This window comes from Marinobacter sp. UBA2688 (assembly GCF_002352785.1).
In the GTDB taxonomy this organism is placed as follows: Bacteria; Pseudomonadota; Gammaproteobacteria; order Pseudomonadales; family Oleiphilaceae; genus Marinobacter; species Marinobacter salarius.
The window spans coordinates 132,514-159,127 of record NZ_DELU01000026.1 but is presented as its reverse complement, the minus strand read 5'-3'; the positions used below and the strand labels follow the sequence as shown (position 1 = coordinate 159,127).

Annotated in this window: 31 protein-coding genes; 15 read left to right on the top strand and 16 right to left on the bottom strand. The window is 55.3% G+C overall.

The features are described 5' to 3' along the window. Positions 1–14: 14 nt before the first annotated feature. The 3 genes from B3M52_RS16185 to B3M52_RS16175 all read right to left on the bottom strand — a co-directional run bounded on the left by B3M52_RS16185 (position 15) and on the right by B3M52_RS16175 (position 1,944). Positions 15–626 (bottom strand): TorD/DmsD family molecular chaperone, encoded by a 612-nt coding sequence (locus B3M52_RS16185; RefSeq protein WP_036202853.1) that lies wholly within the window; start codon positions 624–626, stop codon positions 15–17. A 107-nt stretch (positions 627–733) separates the two neighbouring features. Next, positions 734–1,366, bottom strand: a complete 633-nt coding sequence (locus B3M52_RS16180) for a DUF3306 domain-containing protein (protein ID WP_075195322.1) — start codon at positions 1,364–1,366, stop codon at positions 734–736. Beyond that, positions 1,366–1,944: a DUF3305 domain-containing protein gene (locus tag B3M52_RS16175; RefSeq protein WP_075195321.1), complete on the bottom strand. Its 579-nt coding sequence runs from the start codon at positions 1,942–1,944 to the stop codon at positions 1,366–1,368. Before B3M52_RS16175 ends, B3M52_RS16180 begins: the two co-directional genes overlap by 1 nt. A 149-nt stretch (positions 1,945–2,093) precedes the next feature. Here B3M52_RS16175 and B3M52_RS16170 point away from each other — a divergent pair, with 149 nt between their 5' ends. From B3M52_RS16170 to B3M52_RS16155, 4 genes are read left to right on the top strand one after another with little or no spacing between them, the layout of a single operon-like run. Continuing rightward, positions 2,094–4,073 carry a 4Fe-4S binding protein gene (locus B3M52_RS16170; RefSeq protein ID WP_075195320.1) on the top strand — a complete coding sequence of 660 codons (1,980 nt, stop codon included), beginning with the start codon at positions 2,094–2,096 and terminating at the stop codon, positions 4,071–4,073. A gap of 19 nt (positions 4,074–4,092) precedes the next feature. Then, a complete protein-coding gene (locus B3M52_RS16165; RefSeq protein WP_075195319.1) occupies positions 4,093–4,938 on the top strand; it encodes an Mrp/NBP35 family ATP-binding protein in 846 nt (281 codons plus the stop codon). Continuing rightward, complete coding sequence (locus B3M52_RS16160; RefSeq protein WP_075195318.1) at positions 4,935–5,639, top strand: biotin/lipoate--protein ligase family protein; 705 nt, start codon at positions 4,935–4,937, stop codon at positions 5,637–5,639. The genes B3M52_RS16165 and B3M52_RS16160 overlap by 4 nt, the downstream gene beginning before the upstream one ends. After that, positions 5,636–6,112: a DUF6505 family protein gene (locus B3M52_RS16155; RefSeq protein ID WP_075195317.1), complete on the top strand. Its 477-nt coding sequence runs from the start codon at positions 5,636–5,638 to the stop codon at positions 6,110–6,112. Before B3M52_RS16160 ends, B3M52_RS16155 begins: the two co-directional genes overlap by 4 nt. Here B3M52_RS16155 and B3M52_RS16150 read toward each other — a convergent pair whose 3' ends face one another. The 7 genes from B3M52_RS16150 to B3M52_RS16120 all read right to left on the bottom strand — a co-directional run bounded on the left by B3M52_RS16150 (position 6,113) and on the right by B3M52_RS16120 (position 11,700). Beyond that, positions 6,113–7,375: a molybdopterin-binding protein gene (locus B3M52_RS16150; protein WP_075195316.1), complete on the bottom strand. Its 1,263-nt coding sequence runs from the start codon at positions 7,373–7,375 to the stop codon at positions 6,113–6,115. It lies immediately after the preceding gene. Continuing rightward, positions 7,372–7,875 (bottom strand): molybdopterin-guanine dinucleotide biosynthesis protein B, encoded by a 504-nt coding sequence (gene mobB, locus B3M52_RS16145; protein WP_075195315.1) that lies wholly within the window; start codon positions 7,873–7,875, stop codon positions 7,372–7,374. The genes B3M52_RS16150 and mobB overlap by 4 nt, the downstream gene beginning before the upstream one ends. After that, on the bottom strand, positions 7,872–8,459 hold the full coding sequence (mobA, locus tag B3M52_RS16140; protein ID WP_036202872.1) for a molybdenum cofactor guanylyltransferase MobA: 588 nt from the start codon (positions 8,457–8,459) through the stop codon (positions 7,872–7,874). Before mobA ends, mobB begins: the two co-directional genes overlap by 4 nt. Then, positions 8,452–9,321: a formate dehydrogenase accessory sulfurtransferase FdhD gene (locus B3M52_RS16135; RefSeq protein ID WP_075195314.1), complete on the bottom strand. Its 870-nt coding sequence runs from the start codon at positions 9,319–9,321 to the stop codon at positions 8,452–8,454. The genes mobA and B3M52_RS16135 overlap by 8 nt, the downstream gene beginning before the upstream one ends. A gap of 65 nt (positions 9,322–9,386) precedes the next feature. After that, a complete protein-coding gene (locus tag B3M52_RS16130; RefSeq protein ID WP_075195313.1) occupies positions 9,387–10,193 on the bottom strand; it encodes a substrate-binding domain-containing protein in 807 nt (268 codons plus the stop codon). A 68-nt stretch (positions 10,194–10,261) separates the two neighbouring features. Next, a complete protein-coding gene (locus B3M52_RS16125) occupies positions 10,262–11,005 on the bottom strand; it encodes an ABC transporter ATP-binding protein (RefSeq protein ID WP_075195312.1) in 744 nt (247 codons plus the stop codon). Then, the gene (locus tag B3M52_RS16120) at positions 11,002–11,700 is read right to left on the bottom strand and encodes an ABC transporter permease (RefSeq protein WP_036202883.1); all 699 of its coding nucleotides are present in this window, start codon (positions 11,698–11,700) and stop codon (positions 11,002–11,004) included. Before B3M52_RS16120 ends, B3M52_RS16125 begins: the two co-directional genes overlap by 4 nt. Positions 11,701–11,816: 116 nt before the next feature. Between B3M52_RS16120 and B3M52_RS16115 the strand changes: the two genes are divergently transcribed. Genes B3M52_RS16115 through B3M52_RS16105 form a run of 3 tightly spaced genes read left to right on the top strand, consistent with a single transcriptional unit; the run spans position 11,817 to position 14,083 of the window. Then, positions 11,817–12,701 carry a helix-turn-helix transcriptional regulator gene (locus B3M52_RS16115; RefSeq protein WP_075195311.1) on the top strand — a complete coding sequence of 295 codons (885 nt, stop codon included), beginning with the start codon at positions 11,817–11,819 and terminating at the stop codon, positions 12,699–12,701. 50 nt (positions 12,702–12,751) lie between these two features. Continuing rightward, positions 12,752–13,864, top strand: coding sequence for a putative sulfate/molybdate transporter (locus B3M52_RS16110; RefSeq protein ID WP_075195310.1), 1,113 nt, complete (start codon positions 12,752–12,754; stop codon positions 13,862–13,864). Between the two features lie 9 nt (positions 13,865–13,873). Continuing rightward, the gene (locus B3M52_RS16105) at positions 13,874–14,083 is read left to right on the top strand and encodes a DUF3565 domain-containing protein (protein ID WP_075195551.1); all 210 of its coding nucleotides are present in this window, start codon (positions 13,874–13,876) and stop codon (positions 14,081–14,083) included. A 155-nt stretch (positions 14,084–14,238) separates the two neighbouring features. Here B3M52_RS16105 and B3M52_RS16100 read toward each other — a convergent pair whose 3' ends face one another. Beyond that, positions 14,239–14,613, bottom strand: coding sequence for a SirB2 family protein (locus B3M52_RS16100; RefSeq protein ID WP_075195309.1), 375 nt, complete (start codon positions 14,611–14,613; stop codon positions 14,239–14,241). Between the two features lie 198 nt (positions 14,614–14,811). On the opposite strand from B3M52_RS16100, the gene B3M52_RS16095 reads away from it, so the two are divergent. Continuing rightward, on the top strand, positions 14,812–15,990 hold the full coding sequence (locus B3M52_RS16095; RefSeq protein ID WP_075195308.1) for an NnrS family protein: 1,179 nt from the start codon (positions 14,812–14,814) through the stop codon (positions 15,988–15,990). 7 nt (positions 15,991–15,997) lie between these two features. Here B3M52_RS16095 and B3M52_RS16090 read toward each other — a convergent pair whose 3' ends face one another. The 3 genes from B3M52_RS16090 to B3M52_RS16080 form a co-directional block, all read right to left on the bottom strand. Then, complete coding sequence (locus tag B3M52_RS16090) at positions 15,998–16,435, bottom strand: RrF2 family transcriptional regulator (protein ID WP_075195307.1); 438 nt, start codon at positions 16,433–16,435, stop codon at positions 15,998–16,000. A gap of 148 nt (positions 16,436–16,583) precedes the next feature. Further along, entirely contained in the window at positions 16,584–16,799 is a 216-nt protein-coding gene (locus B3M52_RS16085) for a hypothetical protein (RefSeq protein WP_036202898.1), read from the bottom strand. A gap of 807 nt (positions 16,800–17,606) precedes the next feature. Then, complete coding sequence (locus tag B3M52_RS16080; RefSeq protein ID WP_083637234.1) at positions 17,607–19,133, bottom strand: Ig-like domain-containing protein; 1,527 nt, start codon at positions 19,131–19,133, stop codon at positions 17,607–17,609. Between the two features lie 241 nt (positions 19,134–19,374). Here B3M52_RS16080 and B3M52_RS16075 point away from each other — a divergent pair, with 241 nt between their 5' ends. The 3 genes from B3M52_RS16075 to B3M52_RS16065 all read left to right on the top strand — a co-directional run bounded on the left by B3M52_RS16075 (position 19,375) and on the right by B3M52_RS16065 (position 21,336). Then, a complete protein-coding gene (locus B3M52_RS16075) occupies positions 19,375–19,788 on the top strand; it encodes a hypothetical protein (RefSeq protein ID WP_075196088.1) in 414 nt (137 codons plus the stop codon). Between the two features lie 375 nt (positions 19,789–20,163). Next, a complete protein-coding gene (locus B3M52_RS16070; RefSeq protein ID WP_206512136.1) occupies positions 20,164–20,607 on the top strand; it encodes a cupredoxin domain-containing protein in 444 nt (147 codons plus the stop codon). A gap of 12 nt (positions 20,608–20,619) precedes the next feature. Then, positions 20,620–21,336 (top strand): RNA polymerase sigma factor, encoded by a 717-nt coding sequence (locus tag B3M52_RS16065; protein WP_075196086.1) that lies wholly within the window; start codon positions 20,620–20,622, stop codon positions 21,334–21,336. 353 nt (positions 21,337–21,689) lie between these two features. Here B3M52_RS16065 and B3M52_RS16060 read toward each other — a convergent pair whose 3' ends face one another. Then, positions 21,690–21,848 (bottom strand): hypothetical protein, encoded by a 159-nt coding sequence (locus B3M52_RS16060; protein WP_164732082.1) that lies wholly within the window; start codon positions 21,846–21,848, stop codon positions 21,690–21,692. 233 nt (positions 21,849–22,081) lie between these two features. On the opposite strand from B3M52_RS16060, the gene B3M52_RS16055 reads away from it, so the two are divergent. The 4 genes from B3M52_RS16055 (at position 22,082) to gdhA (ending at position 25,383) form a co-directional block, all read left to right on the top strand. Then, the gene (locus B3M52_RS16055; protein ID WP_075196084.1) at positions 22,082–22,534 is read left to right on the top strand and encodes a hypothetical protein; all 453 of its coding nucleotides are present in this window, start codon (positions 22,082–22,084) and stop codon (positions 22,532–22,534) included. Between the two features lie 115 nt (positions 22,535–22,649). Next, the gene (locus B3M52_RS16050; protein WP_075196083.1) at positions 22,650–23,018 is read left to right on the top strand and encodes a VOC family protein; all 369 of its coding nucleotides are present in this window, start codon (positions 22,650–22,652) and stop codon (positions 23,016–23,018) included. Positions 23,019–23,636: 618 nt separating this feature from the next. After that, positions 23,637–24,023 (top strand): nucleoside diphosphate kinase regulator, encoded by a 387-nt coding sequence (gene rnk, locus B3M52_RS16045; protein WP_075196082.1) that lies wholly within the window; start codon positions 23,637–23,639, stop codon positions 24,021–24,023. Between the two features lie 13 nt (positions 24,024–24,036). Then, on the top strand, positions 24,037–25,383 hold the full coding sequence (gene gdhA, locus B3M52_RS16040) for an NADP-specific glutamate dehydrogenase (protein WP_075196081.1): 1,347 nt from the start codon (positions 24,037–24,039) through the stop codon (positions 25,381–25,383). A gap of 28 nt (positions 25,384–25,411) precedes the next feature. Here gdhA and B3M52_RS16035 read toward each other — a convergent pair whose 3' ends face one another. Beyond that, positions 25,412–25,783 carry a GreA/GreB family elongation factor gene (locus B3M52_RS16035; RefSeq protein ID WP_178380767.1) on the bottom strand — a complete coding sequence of 124 codons (372 nt, stop codon included), beginning with the start codon at positions 25,781–25,783 and terminating at the stop codon, positions 25,412–25,414. Positions 25,784–26,614: the final 831 nt, after the last annotated feature.

Sequence of the window (26,614 nt, the reverse complement as noted above, 5' to 3'; positions counted from 1 at the left end):
CAGGCAGGTCCCAGTTATTGAATGGCAAAAGCATCAGCCTCAACGGCCATGAAAGCCCGGCCCAGCGAGCCCACAGGCGCGTAGAAAACCGCGCTTTGCGCTTCTTCCAGATCGGTAAAGAACAGTGCCGCCCACTTCGCCAGGTGTGCGTCGAAAAAGGCTTTTTGAGAAGGCTGGTCACTGTCACACAGGAACTCGCCCGCAATAATGCCGGCCATGATTTCGCACAGCGTGCCCATGTGATCTTCCGGTTCTTTAACGTTGTCTCTTGCCTTGATGCCCCTGGCCATCAGGTCGCTGCGCAGATCCGCAAGGGGCTTCTCGTTGAGAAAGCCGGTCAGGTAATAACTGGTGTAGGGCAGTAACTCCCCACGACCAATGCCAACGAAAAGGTTGTTGAACTCCCGCTCGGCATCCTTGGGCGTGGTGCGTTGGGCAAGGGCAGCGAGGTTTCTGGAGGCGGTTCCTATCGGAGTGTCGTCGCCCTTTAAGGTCGCCAGTCCCCGCAGCAACTCACTTGAAGGTGGGCCGCCCAGCAAGACACCCAGCAACTGATACATTTGGGCACGGGCTCGATCTTCGTCGCTGATCGAGCGAGGGCACTGAACTTCTGCAGTGTTGGCCAAGACGTCTCTCTCTTCTTGTCTCTTGTTTATTGTTGTCTAATTTTTAATCACCGATCTACTGTATATAGCTCCGATTTGTGTCGGGCGCAACTACAGTTGCTAACGAGTCACGAATCGCCAAAACGCATTCGTGGGCGGTAGCGCGGTGTCGATTCTTCCCCGGTTTTGGTGACCACTGGTAGGGTATGACCAGCAGTATCTGACGGAACTTCTTCGAAGTCGGACTCGGATTCCTCGATGGCTTCTGCAGGTTCCGGAGGCGCCATCGTTACCGCAGTTTCGGCCTGCTCCGTGTGCTCTGTGATGGAGTCCCCGCGTTCTTTATCAGCCTGCTCCCCCGCCTTTTTAGTTCGGTCGATCAGTCCTTGTCCCACCTTGTAGAGGGTCTTTACGGCCCCGGTCGCGCTAGCCGCGCTGGTGAAATCCTCATCGTAGTCATTGAGCCCGTCCAGCACGGCAAGTACGGGGTTGGATTTCCAAAGTGATCGCAGGGCCCTGCGGCGTAGCAGCTCGGGGATTTCTTTGCGCATGAACCCGGTAATATCGGTACCCAGCTCAATGGCATCAGGATCTGGTAAGCCGTACTTCTCCAATACATCGTGCTCGGGCAAGGTCTGATTGATGGCGAGTTCCTGTTCTTCCGGTGACGGCTCGGACTCGACCGAGGGCGCCGCCGGCTCAGTTTTATTACCGGTTTCTGCTTTCTTGCGCGACCAACGTTGCAGGCGTGACTCAGCCATCACTGAATCCTCGGTTTTTTGATGTTGGCGGGTGCGCGAAAGACGTCGCTCTCCTGCCGGATACGCGGATCGCCTTTGGCGTCTTCGATGCCATCGACTTGGACACTGTCACGACGCCGTTTCTTGAAGGGCTCTTCGATGTAGTGCATATCGACAAACTCTTTGATCCAGGCCGCCAGAGACTCGGGAATGGGCACAGGCTCGACGATACTTTCGCCACTGTCCTGTGCATCCAATGCCTCATGGGCACTGGCGGTAATGGAACTGACGGCCCACCCTGAGGGAGAGCGACCGGTCTGGTCCTTATCCATGACAATCCAGACGGAGGGAACGGCCATGTTCAGGGATACAAGGTAGCCCTCCACGTCGGCGCGAAAGAGCTCCATGGTCACCGTGCCTGCGTGGTAATCCACGTCATCGCCTTCACGGATCAGTTCTTTCCAGAACGCCTCGGGGGCGCCCGGTATGACCGCCACCGGCTTCCAGATATACCGCGCCCACTGGGTTATGCCAGGGGACTGGCGAACGACGGCACCGACTTGTAACGCGCGTTTCCAATGATCTGTGCGACTGCTCATGGCTGCTCTCTTTTGTTATTCCTTCAAGCTAGCAGGAGGTCAAAAAATATCCAACTTTCCAATTGTCCAAAAACAAACGGCTGTGGCATGCTCGAAGAGCTATAGTGTTTCGTATACGTATAACAACAATGAAAAGAGTCGAGTTCCTGATGACGGCACACAAGACCTTACTGCTATGCAGCTGCGATAAAACACAGTCCTTTGATCCTGAGGCGCTGCGCAAGGCCGCAGCCGCTGAACAGGTAATCGCGGTGGATCAATTGTGCGGCCACGACATGAAGATGGCCGCTGAGCACCTGGGTGGTGATGCAGACGTACTCATCGCCTGTGGCCAGCAGGCTGCCCTGTTTGAGCGTCTGGGCGAGGATGTGCAAGCTGAAATCGGGCACTCCGCGCCGCTGGGCACCATCGACATCCGGGACCGGGCTGGTTGGGGGAGCGCGAGTGCAAACCCCAAACGTCAGCATGCCAAGCAAGCGGCCCTGGTTGCCGCGGCCCAGCTGCCAGCTCCGATTGCGCCTGCGAAAACGATCCGCTCCAGCGGGGTGTGCTGTATCGTTGGCCCCACCGAACAGGCCGTAAGAATGGCCGAGCTGGTACAGGACGAGCTGGGGGTTACCTGTATCGTCAACGATGCCGGCCCCATACAGCTTCCCTCTGCCGCCTACGACGTGGCCAGGGGCCGACTGACGTCAGCCTATGGCGCACTGGGCAATTTCAGAATGGAGTTTGCCCAGTTGCAAACCCTGAATCCCGCCGGCCGTGGTGCACTGGGTTATGGCGAGGTGCAGGCCACCGCTAGTAGCGAATGTGATGTGTTTATCGACCTCCGTGGTGGCGCTCCGGCCTTTCCCAGCCATCAGAAGCGCAACGGTTATTTCTGGGCCGACCCCGCCAAAACCGGGGAATTGGAGCGCATTGCCCTGACAGCCCGGGAGCGGGTTGGTGAGTTCGAGAAAACCGTCTACTTCAGGTTGGAAGAGTCCCTGTGCGCCCACTCCCGGGCCAACAAAACCGGCTGTACCCGCTGCCTGGATGTCTGCCCTACCGAGGCCATTTTTTCGTTCGGTGACCACGTGCAGATTGATTCGGATATCTGTGCCGGTTGTGGCTCCTGCGCGGCTGTTTGCCCGACCTCAGCCATCACCATGAACGAAAGCCCGTTCGAAGCCCTGACCAAAGCCGTGGACGTGATGGCCAGGGTGTATCGTGAACATACCGAAGAATCCCCTCGCCTGGTGTTCCATACCCTGGACGCCGGTGGTGAGGCCATGGCGCACCTGGCACGGTACGGCGATGGGCTGGCGGACGACCTGATTCCGATGGGGCTTGAGCATATCGATCGTATCGGCCATGCCGAGATCCTGGCCGCACTGGGCGCCGGCTATGCGGAAGTCCTGCTGCTGGCGGACAACGAGACTGACCGCCAGGCCGTTGCCGCGGAAGTGGAACTGGCTCAGGCCATGGTGAGCGGTGCCCACCATTCGCCCACCCGGATCCGGGTGGTTGCGACTGACGAGCTCAGTGCAGAAGGGGACAATGCGGGCCGCGTCAGTGAGCCCGTGTTACTGGTTGGCGGCCGCCGTGACATCACACGGGTTACCGTCAGTGCGATGGCGGACGGTGTTGAAGCGCCGATCCCCCTGCCACAGGGCGCGCCCTATGGTGCTATCGAAATCGATTCCGATAAATGCACGCTCTGTCTGGCCTGCGTGTCTCTGTGTCCGACTGGCGCCCTTGGCGACCATCCGGACCGGCCGGAGGTTCAGTTCACGGAAAATGCCTGTGTTCAGTGTGGCGTCTGCGACAGCACCTGCCCCGAGACAGCCATTAACCTGAAGCCGCAACTGGATCTGTCCAAGGGGGCGCTAAGCGCCCGGGCACTGCACGGCGAGGAGCCTTTCGAATGCATCAAGTGTGGAAAGCCCTTCGGTGTTGCCAGCACCATCAACCGGATCGTTGAAAAACTGGAGAATCAGCACTGGATGTACAAAAACGCCGATAACGTCCAGCTTATAAAGATGTGTGACGACTGTCGGGTGAAATCTCAGTTCCACGGGGAAAACGCGCCTCTGGCAGGAGGAGAGCGCCCAAGGGTTCGCACCAGAGACGACTACCTGGACAGCTAGAATAAAAACAGGACGCGACATGGTTGAATACACCGAAGTAGGAAAACCGAACCTGATTGGTACCGACGCTCCCCGGCCTCAGGACAAGAACCCGAAAGGCGTTGACCGCATCATTGCCATCGCCTCCGGCAAAGGGGGAGTCGGAAAGTCGACCGTGGCCTCCAACCTGGCGGTTGCACTGGCTTCGAAAGGTCTGAAAGTGGGCCTGTTGGATGCCGACGTGTACGGTCCCAGCCAGCCCCGAATGATGGGTGTTTCAGGTCGGCCGTCCAGCCCTGACGGAAATACCATACTGCCGCTGCGCAATCACGGGGTGACCCTGATGTCCCTGGGCCTGATGGCCTCTGATGATGAAGCCATTGTCTGGCGTGGGCCCATGTTGATGGGCGCCCTGCAACAGATGATGAACCAGGTGGACTGGGGCCGGCTGGATGTCTTGCTGGTGGACTTACCCCCGGGCACCGGTGATGTCCAGATGACCCTGAGCCAGAAATTCTTTGTCGCAGGGGCGGTTGTGGTCTCAACCCCCCAGGACATCGCGTTAATGGACGCGCGCAAAGGCATCGATATGTTCAAACGGATGGATGTGCCCCTGTTCGGCCTGATTGAAAACATGGCCTCTTTTATCTGCGATGGTTGCGGCAAAGAGCACCATCCGTTTGGGCACGGCGGTGCCAGGGCGGAGGCTGAAAAATTGGGCTCGCCATTCCTGGGCGAGATTCCGCTGGATCTGGACATCCGCGTTGGTTCGGATGGCGGTGTCCCGATTGTGGTATCGAAGCCGGATAGCCCTCAGTCGAGGGCTTTTCAGCGCATCGCCGATGAACTGATCGCCTCCGAAGTGTACGCCGAGGCCATGCGATGAGCGTGTCGCCGAGCTTACCACCGCTGTTTACAGGCGAACGGGTGCCAAACCAGACGGATCCGTTTGATAAGGCCGTCAGCCGTGCCATTGCCGGAGTTGATTCCGGCACGATCTTCTATTCCGACGCGGTGGACGTTTTGCGCGCGGCCCTGGTGCTGGCGCCGGAAACCTCATTGGAAGAGGCTGTCCAGGTGGTCTACGTGGCCCAGATAGGCCTGGCTGAAAGTCTGGGCGCGCTGGCCCCGCCCGAAGTGCCGGTGTTCTTCCAATGGCCCGATCGTATCAAGGTCAATGGCGCGGTGTGCGGCGGTGTCCGTTTTGCTGCGGATGTGTCAGATCCCAGCGCTCATCCAAACTGGCTGGTGGTCGGCATCGATGTGCCTTTTTTGCCGGTGGGCGGCGAGCCGGGCGAGACGCCGAACCAGACCTGTCTGCACGAGGAAGGCTGTGTTGAGATCACGCCCATGGCGCTTCTGGAAAGCTGGTCCAAGCACACATTGTTGTGGCTGACTTACTTCATGGACAGTGGCTTTGAGCGTATACACAATGAGTGGCGGCCACGCTGTGACACCCTGGGCAAAATGATCGACCTGCCAAAGCCCGGGCTCTTTGTGGGCCTGGATGAAAAGGGCCGAATGCTGTTGCGCCAGGATGTCATGACCGAAACAGTGAGTTTGATCGAATTTGCGGAGCACGTATGAAACTGGCCCGAACCCTGCGACTGGATGTATCCGATGACAATGTATTTGACCTGCCGGCTCCCAGCGGTGAATGGGCGATATCCGGCGGGTTTGAGTTTTCCAACTGGATCGAAGCAGACCTGAAGGGAAAGGCCCGGCAGGCCTTCAGCAACGGTTGGTACAGCATCGAGTCAGGCGGTCGTGCCAGTTTTGTGGGCGTGTGCGATATCACCGAAGCGGAGTTGGAACATTTACGCCAGACCTTGGCGCAGACGTTTGTTGAGTGTTACGGCGCTCCGGATATCGATGCGGCCTATCCGGTCGCCTGTGAGGAAATCGACCAGATGCGCAGCATGTGTGAGGACTTCGAGGACAACACGCTGTTGATGGTCAGCCGCACGCTCACCGAACTGGGTGTTGAGGAAACCTACCGCTCCCGGGGCCCGCAGGATGCATCGCTGGAGGCCTTTGCCGTACATGGCAGCGTTGACTGATTACAGTCCGAAACTGCCATAGGGAATAAACCGCACCAGGGTGCCCGGTTCTATCTGCTGGGCGCTTTCGTCCAGCTCCACCAAACCCTCGGACCAGGCCAGGCCGGTTACACGTCCAGAGCCCTCAGAGCCAAATACCTCAACCTGCCCATCCCGAACGCGGGCCCGCAACATCTCGCTGCGCCCCGGTTTCTTATTCTTGGAAAAGCCAGCGGGCACGAGATAACCCTGGGGTTCGAACCAGTTCCCTCCTGCCAGCAACGCCATCGCCGGCGCGCCAAAACGCAGTGCGCAGACCCAGGCGGCGACCGGGTTTCCCGGCAAACCCACCACGGGCGTTCCCAGAAACATGGCCAGCGCCAGCGGGCGGCCCGGTTTGATCGCAATGCGCCAGTTACTGATGTCACCGTGTGCTTTCAGCATTTTCGATACGTGATCCTCGTCGCCGGCAGACACGCCGCCGCTGGTGAGGATCAGGTCGCATTGTTCCGAGCCTCGCTCCAGCGCCGCTTTGACTTCTTCGGCCCGGTCGAGCACATGACCAAGGTCCACCAGCTCATAGCCCAGTTGTGCCACCAGGGCATTCAGCATTGGCCGGTTGGCGTCATAGATCTGCCAGTCGGTGACGGCTGAGCCGACGGGCTTTACTTCATCCCCCGTGGATAAAACGCCGACGCGCAGGCGGTGATAGACGTCGACCGATTCGATGCCTACGCTGGCAAGTACTGAAATCTGGGTTGGCGTCAGGCGGGTGCCTGCCGTGAGGATTCGATCCTGTGCCTTGATGTCCTCGCCGGCTTTGCGCGCGTTGGCGCCGGCTTTTAACGTGCCGTTCAACTGCAGTTGGCCATCTCGGACTTCGCAGTCTTCCTCGAGGACCACGGTATCCGTGCCGGCCGGAATCACCGCGCCGGTCAGAATCCGGATGGCGTGGCCCGCAGGCACGTTCCCCATATACGGTTCACCGGCGGCGCTGCGGCCATCAATCAGGGGCAGGCTGCAGGGCACGTCTGTCAAAGGTCCTGCGAAGGCATAGCCATCGACTGCGGAATTGTTGCTTGGGGGATGAGCGCGAGGCGCATGGACGTCGCTTGCCAGGATTCGCCCATTGATCTGCGACAGCGAAACGGCGTGTTCCACCTCCACTACCGGATGTAGGCGTGAGCGCAGCCGCTCCAGTGCCTCTTCCACCGGCGTCCAGTTCACCCCGGGGGGCAGGGCGAAACAATCGTTACGAAGTGGAGTCGTTGTTTTCCTGTTCATGATGTCCCTGGGCTCAGAATAAAGTCAGCGATGGCGGGTACATTGTTTACATCGAAAACGGGGCCCGGAAAATCCGCAGCGTAGTCCGCTACATAGTCCGCCACCAGGGCAATGATACTGTCGTCCTCCGGGTAGAGGGGCGCACGGGTGCTTTCCTGCCTGTGCACTTCAATCTTGGGATGCAGGTGGGTTTTAAAGCCCTCGACCACCACCCAGTCGCAGGGGCCCAGCCGCGCCAGCAATTCATCCAGCGTTGGCTCTTCAGCGCCGCGCAGTTCGTGCATGATGGCAAAGCGTCGCCCGCCCGCCAGGATAACCTCGCGAGCGCCGGCATCGCGGTGCTTGTAGCTGTCGGTACCGGGTTGGTCGACATCCACCCCGTGATGGGCGTGCTTGATCGAGTTAACCGTTAACCCCCTGCTGGACAGCTCGCGAATCAAGGCTGCTGCCAGCGTGGTTTTTCCGCTGTTCTTCCAGCCCACAATGCCGATGACATTCACTTCAGGTGCTTCTCCGCCCAGGCCAGGTCTTCCGGTGTGTTGATGTTGAAAAAGTCGTCCTCGCCGAACACCACCAGGGTTTCACCCTGGGCTTGTGTCCACTGGCGGATCTTGCGCACGCCGTCGTTCAGGGCGGCTCGAAGATCATCCCGCAACGCGACCCGCCAGCGGCCAAACGTTGGCTGGGGCAGGCGACCACGTTCCGGATCCGGTGTCGCTGCGAGCACCACGGGCGTGTCATGCCCGGCCAACCGTGCAGCGAGGTCCCGGGGGAACGAGGGGGTGTCCGCAGCGACGCTGATCAGCCATTCATGCCCTTGTTCGGCCGCCCAATCCATGCCCGCCAGAACACCTGCCAGCGGGCCTGGAAAATCAGCGATTGAATCAGCCACCACTGGCAGACCCAGATCATCAAACCGACTCAGATCGCCGTTGGCGTTCAACACCACGGCGTCCACCTGCGGTGTGATCCGGTCGATGACCCGCTGGATCAACGACTGATCACCCAGCATCAATCGTCCCTTGTCGCCGCCGCCCATCCGGTTGGCCTGGCCGCCCGCCAGAATGACCGCGCAATCAGTCATGCTCGGCCCCCTTTCGACGGTGCTTTTTGTCCTCGTCAGGAACCTGTGACAAGTCCTGATCGAACACCAGGCGGTGTTGCCCACTGAGGCACGTGAACTTTTTACCGCGCATCCGACCGATCAGGGTCAATCCGACCTGCCGGGCAATATCGACGCCCCAGGCGGTAAAGCCCGACCGGCTGATCAGGGTCGGGATTCCCATCAGGGACGTTTTGATGACCATTTCGGAGGTCAGGCGGCCCGTGGTGTAGAGGACTTTGTCGGCGGCGGTGATGCCGTTCAGGTACATCCATCCTGCGATCTTGTCCACCGCGTTGTGGCGCCCGACATCCTCCATGTACGCCAGAATCTGGCGATCCTGACACAGAACCGTGCCGTGAATGGCGCCGGTTTCCATGTACAGGCTGGGGGTGTGGTTGATCTGGTAGGAAAGATCGTAGAACGTGCTGGTGTGCACCGGCGTGTCTGGTAGCGACAGGCCTTCAAGCCCCGCCATCATGTCACCGAACACCGTACCCACGGCGCAGCCGGACGTCCGGGTTTTCTTTTCCAGTTTGTCTTCGACATCGGTAACACCTGCGGTACGCACCACGGCGACTTCCAGCTCTTCGTCGAAGTCAATTCCGGTGACCTGATCGGTTTCCTTCAGCATACCCTGATTCAGGAGAAAACCGAGGGCCAGATACTCCGGGTGATCGCCAATGGTCATGGCGGTGACGATCTCCTGGCTGTTCAGATAGATCGTCAGGGGGCGCTCCTCGATCACGCTGATGGACTTTGATTGACAGTTTTCATCAACGCCCTCGACGGCGCGGGACAAACGAGGGTCTTTGGGATCGGGCAGTATCGGATTAATCGTCATTGTTGTTATAGCTCTTCCAGGAACGCCACGGACTTGAATCTCGATGCACGTCCCCAGAGATTAGCCTATTTGGCATTCGGGAAAAACAGCTGTTGTCCGTCTACCTTGAAGCCTGCAATCGCTTGCTGGCCATCCTCGGAAATCAGCCAGTTGTGCCACTGTTCAGCGAGATCGTGCTTGAGATGCGGATGCTTCTCTTCGGAGATCAGCAGGCTACCGTACTGGTTGAACAATACTTCGTCGCCGGCAAAAAGCAGCCTCAGGTTCTGGCGGTTGCCAAACGCCACCCAGGTGGCGCGGTCCGACATCACGTACGCGTCCATGGCTGCGGCGGTGTTGAGGGTTGGCCCCATGCCACTGCCGAGTTCGCGGTACCAGTCGCCGTCGGGGTCCACGCCGGCGTTCTCCCAGAGGCGTAACTCGGCGCGATTGGTGCCGCTGTCATCGCCGCGTGAGGTGAAGGGTGCCTTGGCATTGGCAATCGCCGCGAAGGCTTCGGCGGCACTTTGCGCCTCACCAATATTCGCCGGATCGTCTGCGGGGCCAATCAATACGAAATCGTTGTACATGACATCGGCGCGCTCGGTGGCGAAGCCGTTCTCGACAAAGCGCTTTTCTCCGGCGGTGTCGTGCACCAGAAGGCTGTCGGCGTCGCCGCGACGGGCGATTTCAAAGGCCTGCCCGGTGCCCACTGCCACCACCCGTACGTCGATGCCGGTGGTGTCTTCGAACTGCGGTAAAATGGCGTTGAACAGCCCCGAGTTCTGGGTGGACGTCGTTGAGGCCAGGGTGATGTAATTATCAGCGAACGCGCTGAATGCCAGGCCCATGCTGGTTACACCTGCGAGTACAAGGGTTAAGCCTTTGTTCATCTTGTTTTCTCCTTTCGCGCGTGTGGAACTTCCATTGAGTAGCCAGCCGGTAAACCGTCAGAGTAAAACTATCCCACCAGTTCTCCGGCAATAAACGCTTGTGCCTCCCGCGAGACGGGCCTGTTGAAAAAGACGTCGGCGGGGGTGTGTTCGCACACTTTTCCGCCAGAAAGAAACAATACATCTCCGGCAAGGCGCCTGGCCTGATGCAGATCGTGAGTGGTCATTACGATGCGCGTTCCCCGCTGATGAAACTCGCGTACCGCCGCCTCCACGCCTTTAATAGCCGCCGGGTCGAGTGCGGAGGTGGGTTCATCCAGAAACAGCACCTGAGGAGAAAGAACCCAGGCGCGAGCCAGTGCCAGGCGCTGCTGTTCGCCGCCGGATAGCACGCGCGCGGGCGTGTTTGTGCAGGAGGTAAGCCCAAAATGCTCAAGCGCTTCGCAGGCGATCTGTGTACGTGTCTTGCGGGGGATATTGTTCACCGCCAACGCGTGAACGAGATTGGCCAGGGCCGAGCGACGCAACAGTACCGGTTGCTGGAACACCATTGCCTGGCGGGGGCGCCCCCCACGTGACCAGGCCACCTGTCCCTGAGTGGGTGAGAGCAAACCGTGCGCCAGCCGTAACAGAAGACTCTTGCCCGCCCCGTTGGGTCCCATCACCAGGGTAGGGCCGGTGCCGTCCAGGGTGAATGAGCAGGGTCCCAGTAGCGCCTTGCCCTGCTGGTTGAAGGCGACGCCATCAAAACGCAGCGTTGGTGGCGGGAGGAGGGCGGCCGAGGCAAGGAGCGGAACGTTGAATGACGTCATCCTATCCGTCTCCTTGTCAGTTCGCCCACCAAATAGGCGCCTGCGTTAATCAGCATGACCAGCGTCAGCAGCACAATCCCCAGTCCCAGTGCCAGTGGCAGGTTGCCTTTGCCGGTTTCCAGCACAATGGCGGTGGTCATGACCCGCGTGACCCCATCAATATTGCCGCCGACCATCATCACCGCGCCCACTTCGGCGCTGGCGCGGCCAAAACCGGCAAGCAGAACGGTCAATAGCGCAAAACGGGCATCCCACAGCAGAGTGGGCATCATGCGTGAGCGCGACATACCCAGTGACATGAATTGCTCGCGGTACTCACCCAGAAGCTCTTCCACCTTCTGACGCGAGAGCGCGGCAAGAATTGGCAATACCAGGACCACCTGGGCAATGACCATGGCTCCTGGTGTAAACAGGAACCCCCACTCACCCAGAGGGCCGGCTCGCGAGAGCAGCAAGTAGACGGCGAGCCCGGCCACCACCGGAGGCAGCCCCATCAAGGCGTTGAGGACGACAATCATGACGCCGCGCCCGGGGAATCGCCACAGTGCCACCGCCGCACCGAGGGGGAACCCCAGAACGGCCGCGATCAGTACCGCCATAAGCGACACCTGCAGCGAAAGCGCCACGATCTGAAAGAGCGAAGCGTCTAGGTTTAGCAGTAGCGACAGCGCCACGCAGAACGCATTATTTTCCACAGCTGCGTCTCCTTGTTATTGAGCATCGTGGAGTTTCTGACTACGCTTTGCACAGCCTGTTGAAAAATATGCAGCTAAAAACAGTTTAGTGCTTTTCCAGGCAGCAGGAGAGATTGATGACGCTTCCCGCATACCTCACCACGGCCGAAGCTGCCGAGTATCTGCGTCTGAAAGAGCGCAAAGTCTATGATCTGGTCAGCCAGGGCGTGATTCCCTGTGTGCGGGTGACGGGAAAGCTGTTGTTCCCACGCCAGCGTATTGATCTGTGGTTGATGAACCATCTGGAGGGTGACGACGCCGTCAGTTCGCCAACCCCGCCGGTCCTGGCGGGCAGCCAGGATCCACTGTTGGAGTGGGCGGTGAAGGAGAGCGGTGCAGAGCTGGCGCTGCTGTGTCAGGGGAGTGGCGATGGCGTACAGCGATTGATCGCCGGGCGCGCAATGCTCGCCGGGATGCATATCTGGCACGCTGAAAGCCGGGGCTACAATGATCCTGTCACATTGGGGCTGAGCGGCATGCGCGACCTGGTGCTGATTCGCTGGGCGAAGCGCCAGCAGGGGCTCCTCTTAGCCGCCGATAACCCTCACCGACTTGCCCGCTTGGAGGATATCGCCCGCCCCGGCATACGTCTGGCGCATCGCCAGCCCGATGCCGGCGTCAGCCATTTGTTGCAGAGCTTGCTGGCACGCCACCGCCTCGATGCCAGACACCTCACGTGGGCAACGCATCCGTCGCTCAGCGAAGACGATCTCGCCTTGGCCATTCGCCAGGGCGAAGCGGATGTTGGCGTGGGAATCGAAGCGGCGGCCCGGCGCCAGGGATTGGCGTTTATTCCGCTGCAACAGGAGCATTTTGATCTGGCCATGCGCCGGCGCCACTACTTTGATCCGGCCATGCAGAGGTTGCTGGCGTTTGCCGGTAGCGAGCGATTTGTACAGCGCGCCGAGGCGTTGGGCGGTTACGACATCACGGAGCTGGGACATGTCGTCTATAACGCGTGAGCGTTGCCAATAATAACTTTAAAAAACAGGCCAATGAACCAGGAGTTCGCATGCCCTTAAACCCGAAAGATCCAGTGAAGGAGGTCAGCGGGGCGCTGGGTGACATCGGTACCCTGCTGCCACTGAGTCTTGGGGCGATCGGCGTGGCAGGGCTGGCACCGGTACCTGTACTGCTGGGGTTTGCTGTGTTCTACATTGCAACCGGGCTGTACTATCGGCTGCCGATACCGGTGCAACCGATGAAAGCGGTTGCTGCGTTGTTGCTGACCACCGAGGTGACTTCCCAAAGCCTGGTGGCAAGTGGCGTGCTGATCGGAGCAGTACTACTACTCCTGGGCGCAACCGGATGGATTAACCGTGTGGCACGTCTTGTGCCCGGCTCGGTATTGAGCGGCCTTCAACTGGGGCTGGGGTTGCTGCTGGCCAACATGAGCCTGGGGTTGATGGCCACGTCCTTGTCGTTGGGTGTGATTACCTTGGCGGTGTTAGGTATCACCCTCAAGGTGTTGCCGAACTGGCCAGCAGCCCTGATAGGACTTGGTGTGGCGTTAGTGATCGGCGCGGTACTGGGCGCGCCGGGACTGACGCTGCCCGCAGCAGGTTCGGTTCCATTTGCACTACCTCAACTGCCAGGCATAAACGATTGGCAGCAGGCGATGTCCGTGCTGGTGTTACCTCAGTTGGCGCTTACTATCACCAACGCCGTCGTACTGACGGCCCTGGTGGTTGGGGATTACTTCGGCGAGCAATCGCACCGTGTGTCGCCAGGCCGCCTGTCTGTGACAACGGGGTTGGCCAACCTTTTTCTCGTTCCGCTCGGGGCCTTGCCCATGTGTCATGGCGCCGGAGGCGTGGCCGCGCACCATCGTTTCGGTGCCCGGACCGGCATGGCCCCCGTTCTGCTGGGAACCGCTTTGCTCATGGTTGCTTTTCTGCCGGGCGGCTTTTCATTTATTGCCGCCATTCCGGTGGCGGGTCTAGGTGCCTTGTTGTTGGTAGCCGCCGTTGAGCTTGCCATGTCCAGGCGTCTCTGGGCAGCCAAGCCGTCATGTTGGCCGGTCATTGCGATAACCGCACTGGTGACCGTCTGGGCCGATCCCTTTTTCGGGCTTCTGGCGGGGATGGTTGCGGAAGCGGTTCGGCCAGCCCGGTCTCTTGCGTGATTGGAGCTTATGAAACAACCCATCACTGGCTATCATAAAGACAAGGAAAACCACTGGGTTGCACAGTTGGCGTGCGGCCACAATCAGCATGTGCGTCATTCGCCGCCGTGGGTGAACCGCCCTTGGGTCACTTCAGTGGAAGGTAGAAAGTCGAGGCTGGGGCTTGAGCTTGACTGCAGAAAATGTGAGGAGGGTGCTCCGCCGGATAGCCAACCGTGATCAGGTTATCAACGACACAGGGAAAGCCCGTTTAATAATATAAAATGATCGGAAAATCGGCGACTTACATGGAGATATAGGCGGCGCTGTCCGTTGAAAAGTGCCCTGGTACACCAGAGGAGGGGGCTTCGATGAAGGCATTGTGCTCGATTGAGTTAAAACATCGGCTTATTCAGCGCCAGCCAGAATATGAGCGCCAATTGAGCGAGGGCAAGGATGCTCGCGATCAGTCGAGTTGAAAAACGGTACTGGGGTCTCATGGCAAACCGACCGGCGATGATATAGCCCAGTAGCAGCAAGATTTTGCCCGTAAGCCAGTGGTGAACGAACGGCATCCAGCCGGTAACGACTAGCAGGCCCAAGGCTGCAGCCAGTAACACGGTATCGTTGAGGTGGGGAAGCCACTTCAGTGGCGTGGTACGCCAGCCTGGCCGTCCAGAGGCATCGAGAGCCAGGCGAAGAGTGAATAACGCTGCGGTCAGGCAAGCTGTCGTCACGTGAAGAGTTTTCAGCAAGGTATACCAGTGCACTAAGCGTCTCCTGTTTGCGCTCAATCTGCGGGCGCGAACGTCATGATGATGCCTGTTCGTGGCGCTCCGCTAAAAATTCCGGTCAATTTTAAGCTAACTGCTAATGGATTTACCTATAAAGATTTATATAAAATACATTTTATAAAAGATAAACTTCCCTGGTCGTTCAATCAAACTGTTTCTAGGAGTTTGAGTGCTATGCAGACCATTGCGGCCAATCCTGCCAAGCCTTCCGTAAGGCAACTATTCAGCTACCCGTTCAGGATATTTTTCCTTTCGCTGACGCTGATCGCCATCGTGTTCGTGCCGCTGTGGATTTTAGTGGCCACGGGTGTGGTTCAGCCCCCCTTGGCGATGCCGGGTATACTCTGGCACCAGCACGAGATGTTGTTTGGCTTCCTTTCCGCCGCGATCGCGGGTTTTCTGCTCACGGCGGTCTGTGTCTGGACGAATACCGAGCGTACACATGGAGCCCGGTTGCTGGGACTCTGGTTGGTCTGGCTTGCCGGGCGACTACTGCTGTTGCTGGGGGGCGGTCTACCTGATCTTCTGCTGCAGGTCGTTAATCTGGCCTTCCTGCCTTTGGTTATGCTCGATGCCGGCTGGCGGATCTGGCAGGCCCGTCAGCGGCGCCAACTCGTGATTTTGATGATATTGGGTCTGCTCTGGAGTATGCAGATCGCCTTTGTGGTGACTCTGAGCACTAAATTTATCGCCGGAGGGCTGATTATGGCCATGGCATTATCCGGCATCATTGGTGGTCGTATCACGCCGGCATTTTCCTCAGGGTGGTTGCGTCAGCAGGGTCGCGACCCTTCAGTGATCCGGGTTATCCCGAGGCTCGACCTGCTCGCGGTTCTGAGCATGATAGCGGTGCTGGCGTTCAAGCTGGCGGAGCTTAATGTTGCCACTGGCGCTGCCTCCATTGCTGCAGCTGTGTTCATGCTGGCTCGACTGGTGGGCTGGCGAGGTTGGCTTGTCGCCCGTAACCCACTGCTATGGATTCTCCATGTATCGCTGCTTTGGATACCGGTATCACTAGTGTTGCTGGCCGGCTATCACTTGCTGGGTTGGCCGGCCAGCGCATGGGGGCATGCGGCGGGACTGGGTGTTGTCGGCAGCTTGGTATTGGGTGTTGTTGCCCGCGTAGCGCTCGGGCATACAGGTCGGCCGTTGGCTTTACCGCCGGGAATGGTGACGGCCTTTATTGCGATACAGCTGGCAGCCTTGGTTCGCGTGACGACGGCGTTTGGCGGTATCGACTGGGTGCTTGGTGTACGCATGAGCGGAGCATTGTGGGTGCTGGCGTTTACGCTGTTTCTGGTTCGCTATACCGGTATTTTGATGAAGCCCAGATTCGACGGGCGCGAAGGTTGAGATTAATTCAAGCAATCTGCAATAAACGTAACAACTGTGGTTTTTGCCGTTCGGTTAGGATATCCGCCAGGGTATACTGATCCAGGGTGTTAAGGAATGCTCGCAGAGCCTCTGCCAGGATGTTCTTCAGCCCACACACCGGAGTGATACAGCACTGGTTGTCGCTGGAAAAGCACTCCACCAGGTTCATGTCCTGCTCGGTTTCACGCACCAACACGCCGATATTGATGTCCTCCGGTCTGCGGTGCAGACGCAGACCACCATTCTTGCCACGAACGCTCTCGATATAGCCCTTCAGTGTCAGTTGGTGCACCACTTTCATCAGATGGTTCTTGGAGATGTCGTAACTGTCGGCGATTTGCTGGATGGTGACCAGCCGCTCCTGCTGAAGGGCGAGGTAGATCAATACCCGCAGCGAATAATCGGTGTACCGAGTGATGTGCATGTAACTACTCCTGATGGGTAACGACTAGCAAGGCGGTCGGGTAAGGAGGAAAAAGAGCGGACCGCAGAAGAATATACCCCATCCCGCCAAAAGCCACATCGTAGCGTCAGAGGCGTACAGGATACCCCAGCCCGCTGGCTAGCGGTCGCTAGTGTACGGGTCTTCCCAACGCTTTCAGGGAAATCAGCCGCAGAATATAGGACAGCTTCACCAGCGTAGCGAAAATCAGCGTGCCGATATGAGCCGCGATTTGAGCCTGCAGGCTCAGATGGTCCGCGAACGGATAAGAAACTAGCACCGTCACAATCAGCGCCAGGACGGCTACCAGCAATGCCGTATTGGCAAACCCAAGTACCTTGTCCATGCATCACCTCATAAACATATATTAAAAATACATTTTAAATATAGATCGATGACCAGAGCTTTGCAAGCCAGTTGGCTGCGTGGAATTACGTACGCTGATATTGGATTTATAGCCCGCTAGAGATATCGCGTCGAAGGGCGGCAGCGGGCACTGTTACATCAGCAAGGCGTGACGCTGGCGATGCAGCGCGGGCCAGGAGTTGATAGAGATTGGCGGAGAGGGGGTCGACCGAGAATTTGCGAGAAAAAATCGTTGGGCAACTAAAACCGGGATGTTCACATTATCGGTAGTAAAAGATGTTGTTATCCATTTCAAAAAGCTAACTGGCGAGCCGTCTGGTGTCGCTGGTGAAACTGAATAGTTCAAAGCTGCACCCGTTTGCTGGACTTCCCTCGGTACAAAGCTGGAGAGCCCCCCCTTCCGCGAGGTCACCAGAGGTAGCAGTCGAAAATCGGCAACAAAACCCCGAAACCCCCAGCGTTCTCAAGAATGAGCTCGCCGTTTACGCCCGAAATGAGGGTAGACAACATCATGGCGAGACCGGTTAGGGCCTGAACAATCAAGAGTGGTCCGACGGCTAGTGCCGCGTGCGACAAACCGATAAAGCTCAGTTGGTCTTGGAGAAACAGATGTAATAAGCCCGCTAGTGATCTGATCATTGGGTACTTTCATCGTTGGCGTCATGTTTTTTTTGGGGGGGGGGGGCACCAAATTGAGATGTGAGGCCTGGGCAGTGATCAAGACACTGTCCCAGTTCTCCATTCATTGTGGTTATAGAGAGCCAACCGCCTAGCAGCTTTCAGGTCATTACAACGACTTCAAATATTCGACGAGGTCACTCTGTTGATCCTCATCGAGACCAAGGGCTTTTCGGTCGTTGTAGAGCGTGACGACATCCGCAAGCGTTGCAGCCATTCCGTTATGGAAATAGGGCGGGTGTTGCCAGATGCCTTCCAGCGGAGCTGTGCGGTACATCTTGGTTGCACTTCGAGATGCGTACCCCGGAGCTCCGTCAGGCTCCGGTTCACTCACAACATCCGATGGATCATGCAAACGACTATTCGCGTCTGTGAACTTGGGCCCGCTATGGCAGGAAGAGCACTGTGCCTGGCCATTGAACAGCTCTTCTCCACGGGCTGCTGCTGTAGGATCAAATGAACCTTCGGGAGGTTCTGGCGAGAGCAGCGACAGTTGATAAGCCTGTAGCGCCGGGAGCTTATCCGTTACAAGATCTTCTGTGCCGTTGGTTACATCAACCCCGGTTCTGGGTTCGTAAAAGGAACCTTCCCCACCCATCTGGGTGACAGCGACGTATCGGTTCCAATAGGCGATATCGTTGCCGTCTCCGGTTGATGTTGTCTTTTCGATACCGTTCAGACCAAACGCAGGCGTGATGACATGCGGACTGCTGATACCGTCCTGATTGAACCTGGCGTCGTACATCCCTGGCCCCCAGGAGTTGTAGATGTCTTTTTGTGCGGGAGTAAGTGCAGGCGACAAGGCGATAATGGCACCCGGGTTCAGGTCACGGTTGGCCCATCCGTCAAGTCGTTTGCCAATGCCCGGGGCAAAGGAATTGTCCACGGTCGAATGGCACAACGCGCAGGTCACACCGACACTGGTGAGCGTATCCACGTCGTTTACCTCCTCCACGGTGCCTTTGACACCGACTACCGCATCCAGCTTGAGTAATGCAACGGTGGTCGCAGGTGACTCCAGATTAATGGTTCCCTGTGCGATTCCATTAACTACAGCTTCAGGAAGTGCTTCCGCATCTACTTTTAGTCCCACAGAAAGGGCTGTGACCGGATCAACGGCTGACTGAATAACATCGTGCATTTCCAGCACGTCCGTCCAGAAACGTTCATCTCCAAATGTGTCATAGCGGAATATCTCTTTTCCGAGCGCAAGAGTTTCCGGGCGTGCCGTTGTCCCAAACGTCCATCCAAAGACCTTTCCAAGCGTGTTATTGGACACATCCTTTACTTCCGCAGCGATCTGTACTTCGCAGTCCTTGTTCTCGGGAAGGAGAGTATCCGGGGTCAAAAAAACGGTCCTCGCGTTGTTCTGGAAGCTGACATCGGCAAACGTTACCTCGGATTCGTCACATTCAAGGCGAACCTCGGCGGCCGAAAAAGTAGTGCTATCAAGTGAGCGGTTAAAGGTGATCGCAACCTGGGTATCAACTGGAATCAGTTCACCCTCGGCTGCCGGGCTGACGCTTTGCACAGCGAAAGGAGGCGAACTTCCGTCACTGCACCCAACCAATGTTGCGATGCAAATTGCCCCCACCAGGGCGCCTACTGTCTGTAGGTGTTTCTTATTGCTGTTCATATCCCGTTTCCTTCGTTAGGCCGGTAACGGCGCACGTAAATACACCCAAACCCCGATTATTCAGGGCTGGCTAAAGCGACAGATGCGGGAAATTGGAAAAGGTTACCGAAAGTTTTCGGACGGTGGGTGGCACTTTAATGCATTGCCGTGATGACACTACCGACAAAAAAGCCTGAAACCTTTTCGTCAGAGCTGCATCTGGTTCATTGCCACATTAATTAATCACAAACGAGGAATGGCTATGAAAAAGTTACTGATCGGTTTGTTGGGTATGAGTCTGGCAGCAGGCGCGTTGGCCCATGACGAAGACAAGGTTGCCCAGATGCCGCCGGAGGGACCGTATGTGCAGGTGAGCGAGGTGTTGCCGCTGCCTGCATTTCTGCCGGGCCTGGGGACACTTTTTGTTGATCCGGACACTTTGCCCGCTGGTCCATTCTTGAGCTATGACCACGATGGAAAGTTGTCGGCTACCGTCTACATGACGCCCCTTGAGGAATTGAAGAACGGTGTCGCTTACGATGACCTAGCGATCGGATCTCATGAAGTGACGGCTGTTGACATCTACTACAACGCAGGGCATCCCGGCGTGGAAAGTCCGCATGCTCACGTCGTGCTATTCCACGACAAGGGCGCCAAAGATCGGTTGGCCAAATAGGCGACGAGTTGTCTCCCTTTTGGTTATCTGAGAGCACAAGGAGGGCCTATGGCATAACACGGCTGAACTGGGTTGGGATCGCAGGCAGAACGCTTACTTGGGTTTGAATAAAACGGGAAAAGCATGCAAGACCAACCCTGGCTCAGCCTGGGTGCTGAAACTTACGCCCCTTGTTTTGCGAATAGAGGCCGTTGATGACCATAGGAATTCAAAATATTTGTACGTTTGTCGCGTAACCTTTTTGAAATAAGAGCATCTGATCAGTAAGACGTTTCTCAAATACCGATTGGACTGCCCGCCGGGTATCTGGCTATGAACTGTTCAAGGCGTAGATTACTGAAGTTGTCGGGCTCGCTATTACTTCTGAGTAGTGGTGTGACTGAGGCTGCTGGCGAAAGCCAGGTTGTTATCAAGATGCAAGGTACACCCAGAGGTGAAAGGGTTTGGTTTGATCCGAAGGGGATTGCGGTAGATCCGGGCACAACAATTACCTTCGTCAATCAGGATCCTGGGAATTCTCACACGGTGACGGCGTATCACCCTGAGTATTTTGATCGGGTGCGGCGGATGCCAAAGGCTGCCAAACCGTTCGGTAGTGGCCATTTGCTTCCGAACCAGAAATTCAGTCTGACGCTGACGATTCCTGGTGTTTATGACTATTACTGCGTGCCGCATGAAATGGCGGCTATGGTTGGGCGGATCGTCGTTGGAACGCCTGAAATGGTGGATTGGGATAGTTCCGCTCTGCGTGCGGGCGGAGTGAGTGGACATGTAGCGACTCAATTCCCTTCGATCCGCGATATTGTTAATGAAAGCTGACAAGGTCTCGTTATGAAAACTTCTGTCGACTCCCTATCGCCCAAGCCCACCATTGGCTTGCAAACCTCTGAAGACGAGCTTGTAAGACTGGCAAAACAGGGGCATGAAACGGCTGTAAGGGAGGTGATCAGAAGGCTTAATCCGCGTCTGTTTCGTATCGCCCGAGGCATTATGGATAACGATGCCGAAGCCGAGGAGATCGTCCAGGAAACCTACCTCATTGCCTTTTCCCGCATTGCAGAGTTTCGTGGGGATGCCAAGCTTTCAACCTGGGCCACTAAAATCGCGTTAAATGTTGCCCGAATGCGATTGAGAAAACGTCAGCCTACCGAAGAATACGACTCGGTCTCGGAAGAATTTCATCAGGAAGCATCAGTCATAGCGTTTCCAGGCAGCAGACAACGTTCCCCCGAAAACGAGCACGGCGTTGCACAGTTCCGGGAATGGTTAGAGGCAGCAGTATCCGAACTGCCGAGTCATCTTCGGGTTGTGTTTGTTCTCAGAGAGGCAGAAGGGATGGCGTTGGCCGACATTGCGCTGGACCTCGGCATTACCGTTATGACCGTCAAAACACGCCTGTTCCGCGCAAGACGACATCTTAAGTTGTTACTGGAGTCGCGTATCCAGGGTGGGTTTGAAACAGTCTATCCATTTGATGGCGCCCGTTGCGCCCATATGGCGGATTCCGTTGTCGAGCTCCTTGCTGATTTTATCCGTCCTCCCAGTTAGTGATTGTCCCATTCCGGCTCAATTGACGATCTAAATGCAGTTTGTAGTTGTCCAACGCGCATTCATCGAAAGGGCACGTGGACACCAAGCGAAAGGAAATTCATTAACAAACTATTACTGGCGAAGTCTATCCTGATGGGGAGGTGCGTGATACACGCCGGAGATACGATGGGACGCGGCACTTTGGAGGAACTGGAGCAGCTTGATGCCTGGTTTGGCCGTCAGAAAATCATACGCACAAAATCCTCATCGCGGGCAACCACCACTGGTGTTTCGAGAGAGAACCAAATCAGTGGCGCCAACCTAAAAAATACACAATGTTATTCCCAAAAGTTATCCGGAATGTACCTAGATCATCTCCTGTGGAGAACAAACCTTTCTGCTCCTTGTTTTTTAAATATAATGGGTTGAATCTGATTTATTGTTGAGGAGGTAAGAGTGAAACGTCTTCTAATTGTATCGAGCTGGGGTTTAAGTATTTCTGTTTTAGGAGTTTTTGCTTCAGTGCTCATGGCCTATCCTTGGGCATCGAGGTTTTCGATAATGGGTCAGATCATCGCTCATATTTCGATACCGCTATGGGCGGCCGGCGTTAAACTGTTCTATGTGTTGAGATTAAATGCCCTGAGAAATATGGAGCGGAGATTGAATATGCTCGCCAAAAACTCGCGTAGCGCAGAATAATAGATCCAATAACCTGTAATGCCTGCGCTTTAAAATTATCGAAGCATAGGTGGAAGTTAATATGTATATTGCAAATTTTTCATTCATGGAAAACTGCGTAATAGGTTCAGTAAGCGGGCTTACTCTTTGGAATGGGGGGCTCTTTTCAGAAAGGTTGATGGTGAATGATGCTGCATGGTTTTTGGCCACGAAAGAGGAGGCAGAAAAGTGGTCAAGGCAGGCCATTTTCGACAGTATGTTAGGCGAAATTAAGCCGGCTGTGAATGGCATAAGGTTATCTGTTGCGATCCCCATTTTATTTTATATGAAAGGATTATATAGATTCACACACGATCTGTATGGATCGGGTTCTCTCGGAGCGAATTCTCTTGGGGTGGACTCATATTCGATACGTGAAATAATCCGGCAAGATTTTATCGAGTTAAGTTACGATCTTCCGTTTAATGGAATACTGGTAAGTGAAGGTAATTATCTGCTGTGGAGCTTCAATACTTACTCAGTTTTTATTGATTAGAGTGAAGTGGTGGCCAGTCGGTCGCTCCGGCCTAGCCCGCGATCTTCATCTGACGTCCTTGTCAGGGCGTCGCTAAGCAAAATCGCTATGGTTACACCGAAGATCAGGATGCAAAATGCATATAAAAACAGCCAACACGATCTTTTATTGTAGAAAGTGGAAGGAATGTGTCGACTTTTATAAAAATAAAATCGGGTTTGAGGTAAGGATGTCTCTTAATTGGTTTGTTGAGTTCAAATTAAATGAGGCGTGTCGTTTAAGCATTGCAGATGAATCAAGAGCCTCAATTGATAGCAATGAGGGTAAAGGAGTAACCATTGCACTCGAAGTAGGTGATATCGAAACTGTACATATATACTTGAATGAGGCGGGCCTTTCCCCTCCACCTATAAAAGATCATTCTTGGGGAGCAAGAGTCATTCATATTCATGATCCGGAAGGCAACCGGATCGAATTCTGGTCTATAAACTTGGGGGCTAAATAACAATGCTAAGGAGACTCTGAATAAGTCTCAACATCCGCGACAAAAGGGCCATCGCCAACCGCATAGAATTCGTTGTCGCCATGGATCAGATAAACTTCTCCGAAGCCGAGCGCCAGAACGCACAACCTCCTTATCCGCTATCTGCCGTGCTGCTCGATGGCGCCGTTCATACGAACGTACATTACGATCAGCCTGTTGGTCCCGAAGGACTGTCCCTCCCCCAGCCCACACGCTGTTGCTAAGGTTGGCCATTGATCGTGACTTCACAGCAAGACAGTCTTTGCGGCGTTAAAAGATGTTGCTGTCCATTTCAAAAAGCGAACTGGCGAGCCGCTTGGGATCGCTGGTGAAATTGAAGAGTGAAGTGGACCCGTTTGCTTAATTTTGGGTTTGGGTTATTGTGGGACTGAGAAAGACATTTTCCTGGGTAAGAAACCTATGAATTTTCCCAACACTGCACCCCTTAAATTTCATCGGACTATGTTGTCCGAGAGGGCGTTGTGTCTTGCCGCTTTTCACTATTTCCGCTGAATTCGTCGTACTAATCGCCGAGTTCGGCGAGCCCCCCTGAACAAGCACACCAATTGAATATTGCATTCCAGGCTTAGAGGAGTCGGTATGTCCGAACGTCCAGCTATTTATGTCTTAGACCATGATTTTGATCGCTTATCTGCCATGTTGGAAAAACAGCCAAATGGCAACGCGACAGCTGAAGCGCTCTTGCAGGAGCTTGATAGGGCCACTCTGGTTGAGACCGAAAACCTTCCTGCTGGCACCGTGACCATGAATTCTTTGGTCCATTTTAAAAATGAGGGGAACGACGCCGAGTATAAGCTCAGGCTCGTTTATCCGAGACAGCCAGAGGCAGATGAAGAGCATGTATCCGTCTTGGCTCCGGCAGGTGCGGCCCTGTTGGGGCTTCGAGTAGGTGATCGTATTGATTGGCCTTTGGCCGGCAAGAAAAAGCTCAGTCTGAAAATCATCCATGTGACTCACGTAAACTAAACAAGGAAGGCCCATGCATCAAAAAGACACCCTTGAAGCGCTTTACGAGCAGGTGGTCCTGAGAAACCCTGCGGAGCCAGAGTTTCACCAGGCTGTTCTGGAAGTTCTGGAGTCTTTGTCGCCGGTAATCGCCAAGCACCCGGAGTACAAGGAAGCAAAGCTGCTGGAGCGAATTTGTGAACCAGAGCGGCAGATCATTTTCCGGGTTCCCTGGGTGGATGACTCAGGAACGGTGCAAATCAATCGTGGTTTTCGGGTTGAGTTCAACTCGGCCCTTGGGCCGTTTAAGGGTGGTTTGCGGTTTCATCCCTCCGTCAATCTGGGCGTGGTTAAATTCCTGGGTTTCGAGCAGATCTTCAAAAACTCTCTGAGCGGGATGCCAATCGGAGGGGGTAAGGGTGGTTCGGATTTCGATCCCAAGGGACGATCTGACAATGAGATTATGCGGTTTTGCCAGTCCTTTATGACCGAGTTGTACCGACATATTGGTGAGTACACCGACGTACCAGCAGGCGATATAGGCGTTGGAGCCAGAGAGATTGGCTTCCTGTTCGGCCAATACAAACGCCTGACCAACCGCTACGAATCCGGTGTGTTGACCGGGAAGGGGTTGGGCTGGGGCGGAGCCCGTGTTCGTAAGGAGGCGACAGGATACGGAACCGTTTATTTTGTCCGGGAAATGCTGGCTGCTCAGGGAATGGAACTGGAGGGCAAAGAGGTGGTGGTCTCTGGTTCCGGGAACGTCGCAATTTATGCGATGGAAAAGGTTCAGCAGTTCGGTGGCAAGGTTATCGCCTGCTCCGACTCGGAGGGCTACGTCTACGACCCTGCCGGAATTGATGTCGGTTTGGTTCGCCAGATCAAGGAAGCGGAACGTGGTCGGATTAGCGACTATGCAACTCGTCGTCAGAACGGCAGTGATTTTGTGGCGGGAGCGTCCATTTGGTCGTTGCCCTGTCAGGTTGCCCTCCCGTGCGCAACTCAGAACGAACTGACCGGCTCAGACGCGATGGCGTTGATTCGCAATGGCACCATGGCTGTCGCCGAAGGTGCCAATATGCCGTGCACCCCAGAAGCGGTGAAGTTGTTCCGTGATGCTGGCACCTTGTTTGGTCCGGCAAAAGCCGCCAATGCAGGTGGTGTCGCAACCAGCGCTCTGGAGATGCAGCAGAACGCTTCTCGGGATTCCTGGAGCTTCGATTACAGCGAACAGCGCTTGAAAGACATTATGATTGAAATCCACCGAGCCTGTTTCGAGACGGCCGAAGAGTATGGCAGGCCCGGAGATTATGTGTTTGGTGCCAACACCACAGGGTTCTGTAGGGTGGCTGATGCGATGTTGGCATTCGGTGTTATTTGAGTCGAAGCAATCTTGAATCGTTAGAACGCTAAAATTCGTCAAATGTCGCCATTTTTGCGTTCGCTTCCAACTTTTCATTGTTAATGGATAAAATGACGATGCCACTTTCCTCGCCGCCGACGCTCAGTTTTATGTAGTCGCCAGGCCTGCTGCCAAACAGCGCGAGTCCAAGAGATGAGTCTATCGGTAGGTCTTTCGGATGGACGTCTCTTGGCCCAATAGCTTCCACTAACCGGAATTCATGAGGCTGGGAATCTGCACAATCTATAATCGTGACCCAGCTTCCAATCGTTGCCATTTCATTCTCTCCAAGAATAATCGCTTTTATCAGGCGACGACACTTTCTTCTCATGATTCCCAAAGTATCTAAAGACACAAGAAAACCAACATCAATGTTCATAAAACCTCTGATCAGAAACATGATAAATTCATATAAGGTGTGAGAGTTCGATAAGTAAATGCAGATGACATTACCGGAAAAAACCGTTATTGAAGGGGAAAGGTTGACCCTTTCCCCTATTGCTAATCAGGCGTTTTTTTGTTTTTTATTTTTTCTTTTCTCTTTCAATGTTTTTTTAGCCTGTTTTTTCGGTTTTTCCTTACTCATTTTCATGCTCTCAGTTATAAATAGCGCTGCCGATAGGCGCTTTATAAAAACTGGTCGGCATTTTATTCATGCAATCTGATCACCTTTGATATTTTTCGGGTTTGCCAATAGGCTACCTTCTTTATTTATTTAATCAAGTGAAGGTGACGTGTGCTCATAAGGTTCTAGTGGTTCCGGTTGCAGACATAGAAATACTAAGAAAATATCAGTGTGTGTCTTCGGTGCTCGTCCTGATGTACAGGCGTCCGTCTTCGCCCTCAAAAATAACGCCAGCGCCGATCAGGCGGCATAGTCCATGCATCGTTATGTCTTCGTTAAAATCCAAGAGTTCTGAAAGCTCATGTGGGTGGGGCAGCGGTTCGTTGATGTTCCAATAATTAGAGTCAATAAAAAAACGTAACGCGTCAGTAGCCTGCTGTTTTTTTATTAATCCAAAACAATATTTTCGAAACAAAAAAATTATTACGTTCACGAAGATCAAAGCCTCCAAATAATTATTTGGTGAGCATTTTTCGAAAACGAGCAGAAAATGGGAGGCTCAGTCGCGGAGCCTCCCTAATCTATTTTTATTGTTGTTGTTCCGAAAAATGCCTTGTGCAACTTTGGCCTGAATCCCCTCAGTAT

Bases quoted from the DNA above. Each gene is read 5' to 3' on its own strand.
- B3M52_RS16180 (WP_075195322.1), bottom strand. From the start codon at position 1,366: ATGGCTGAGTCACGCCTGCAACGTTGGTCGCGCAAGAAAGCAGAAACC.
- B3M52_RS16110 (WP_075195310.1), top strand. From the start codon at position 12,752: ATGCCCTTAAACCCGAAAGATCCAGTGAAGGAGGTCAGCGGGGCGCTG.
- B3M52_RS16035 (WP_178380767.1), bottom strand. From the start codon at position 25,783: ATGAACATTGATGTTGGTTTTCTTGTGTCTTTAGATACTTTGGGAATC.
- rnk (WP_075196082.1), top strand. From the start codon at position 23,637: ATGTCCGAACGTCCAGCTATTTATGTCTTAGACCATGATTTTGATCGC.
- B3M52_RS16095 (WP_075195308.1), top strand. From the start codon at position 14,812: ATGCAGACCATTGCGGCCAATCCTGCCAAGCCTTCCGTAAGGCAACTA.
- gdhA (WP_075196081.1), top strand. From the start codon at position 24,037: ATGCATCAAAAAGACACCCTTGAAGCGCTTTACGAGCAGGTGGTCCTG.
- B3M52_RS16065 (WP_075196086.1), top strand. From the start codon at position 20,620: ATGAAAACTTCTGTCGACTCCCTATCGCCCAAGCCCACCATTGGCTTG.
- B3M52_RS16090 (WP_075195307.1), bottom strand. From the start codon at position 16,435: ATGCACATCACTCGGTACACCGATTATTCGCTGCGGGTATTGATCTAC.
- B3M52_RS16135 (WP_075195314.1), bottom strand. From the start codon at position 9,321: ATGACGATTAATCCGATACTGCCCGATCCCAAAGACCCTCGTTTGTCC.
- B3M52_RS16115 (WP_075195311.1), top strand. From the start codon at position 11,817: ATGACGCTTCCCGCATACCTCACCACGGCCGAAGCTGCCGAGTATCTG.
- B3M52_RS16050 (WP_075196083.1), top strand. From the start codon at position 22,650: ATGCATATAAAAACAGCCAACACGATCTTTTATTGTAGAAAGTGGAAG.
- B3M52_RS16075 (WP_075196088.1), top strand. From the start codon at position 19,375: ATGAAAAAGTTACTGATCGGTTTGTTGGGTATGAGTCTGGCAGCAGGC.
- B3M52_RS16170 (WP_075195320.1), top strand. From the start codon at position 2,094: ATGACGGCACACAAGACCTTACTGCTATGCAGCTGCGATAAAACACAG.
- B3M52_RS16055 (WP_075196084.1), top strand. From the start codon at position 22,082: ATGTATATTGCAAATTTTTCATTCATGGAAAACTGCGTAATAGGTTCA.
- B3M52_RS16130 (WP_075195313.1), bottom strand. From the start codon at position 10,193: ATGAACAAAGGCTTAACCCTTGTACTCGCAGGTGTAACCAGCATGGGC.
- B3M52_RS16155 (WP_075195317.1), top strand. From the start codon at position 5,636: ATGAAACTGGCCCGAACCCTGCGACTGGATGTATCCGATGACAATGTA.
- B3M52_RS16175 (WP_075195321.1), bottom strand. From the start codon at position 1,944: ATGAGCAGTCGCACAGATCATTGGAAACGCGCGTTACAAGTCGGTGCC.
- B3M52_RS16125 (WP_075195312.1), bottom strand. From the start codon at position 11,005: ATGACGTCATTCAACGTTCCGCTCCTTGCCTCGGCCGCCCTCCTCCCG.
- B3M52_RS16165 (WP_075195319.1), top strand. From the start codon at position 4,093: ATGGTTGAATACACCGAAGTAGGAAAACCGAACCTGATTGGTACCGAC.
- B3M52_RS16085 (WP_036202898.1), bottom strand. From the start codon at position 16,799: ATGGACAAGGTACTTGGGTTTGCCAATACGGCATTGCTGGTAGCCGTC.
- B3M52_RS16160 (WP_075195318.1), top strand. From the start codon at position 4,935: ATGAGCGTGTCGCCGAGCTTACCACCGCTGTTTACAGGCGAACGGGTG.
- B3M52_RS16150 (WP_075195316.1), bottom strand. From the start codon at position 7,375: ATGAACAGGAAAACAACGACTCCACTTCGTAACGATTGTTTCGCCCTG.
- B3M52_RS16105 (WP_075195551.1), top strand. From the start codon at position 13,874: ATGAAACAACCCATCACTGGCTATCATAAAGACAAGGAAAACCACTGG.
- B3M52_RS16080 (WP_083637234.1), bottom strand. From the start codon at position 19,133: ATGAACAGCAATAAGAAACACCTACAGACAGTAGGCGCCCTGGTGGGG.
- B3M52_RS16060 (WP_164732082.1), bottom strand. From the start codon at position 21,848: ATGAGCACTGAAGCAAAAACTCCTAAAACAGAAATACTTAAACCCCAG.
- mobA (WP_036202872.1), bottom strand. From the start codon at position 8,459: ATGACTGATTGCGCGGTCATTCTGGCGGGCGGCCAGGCCAACCGGATG.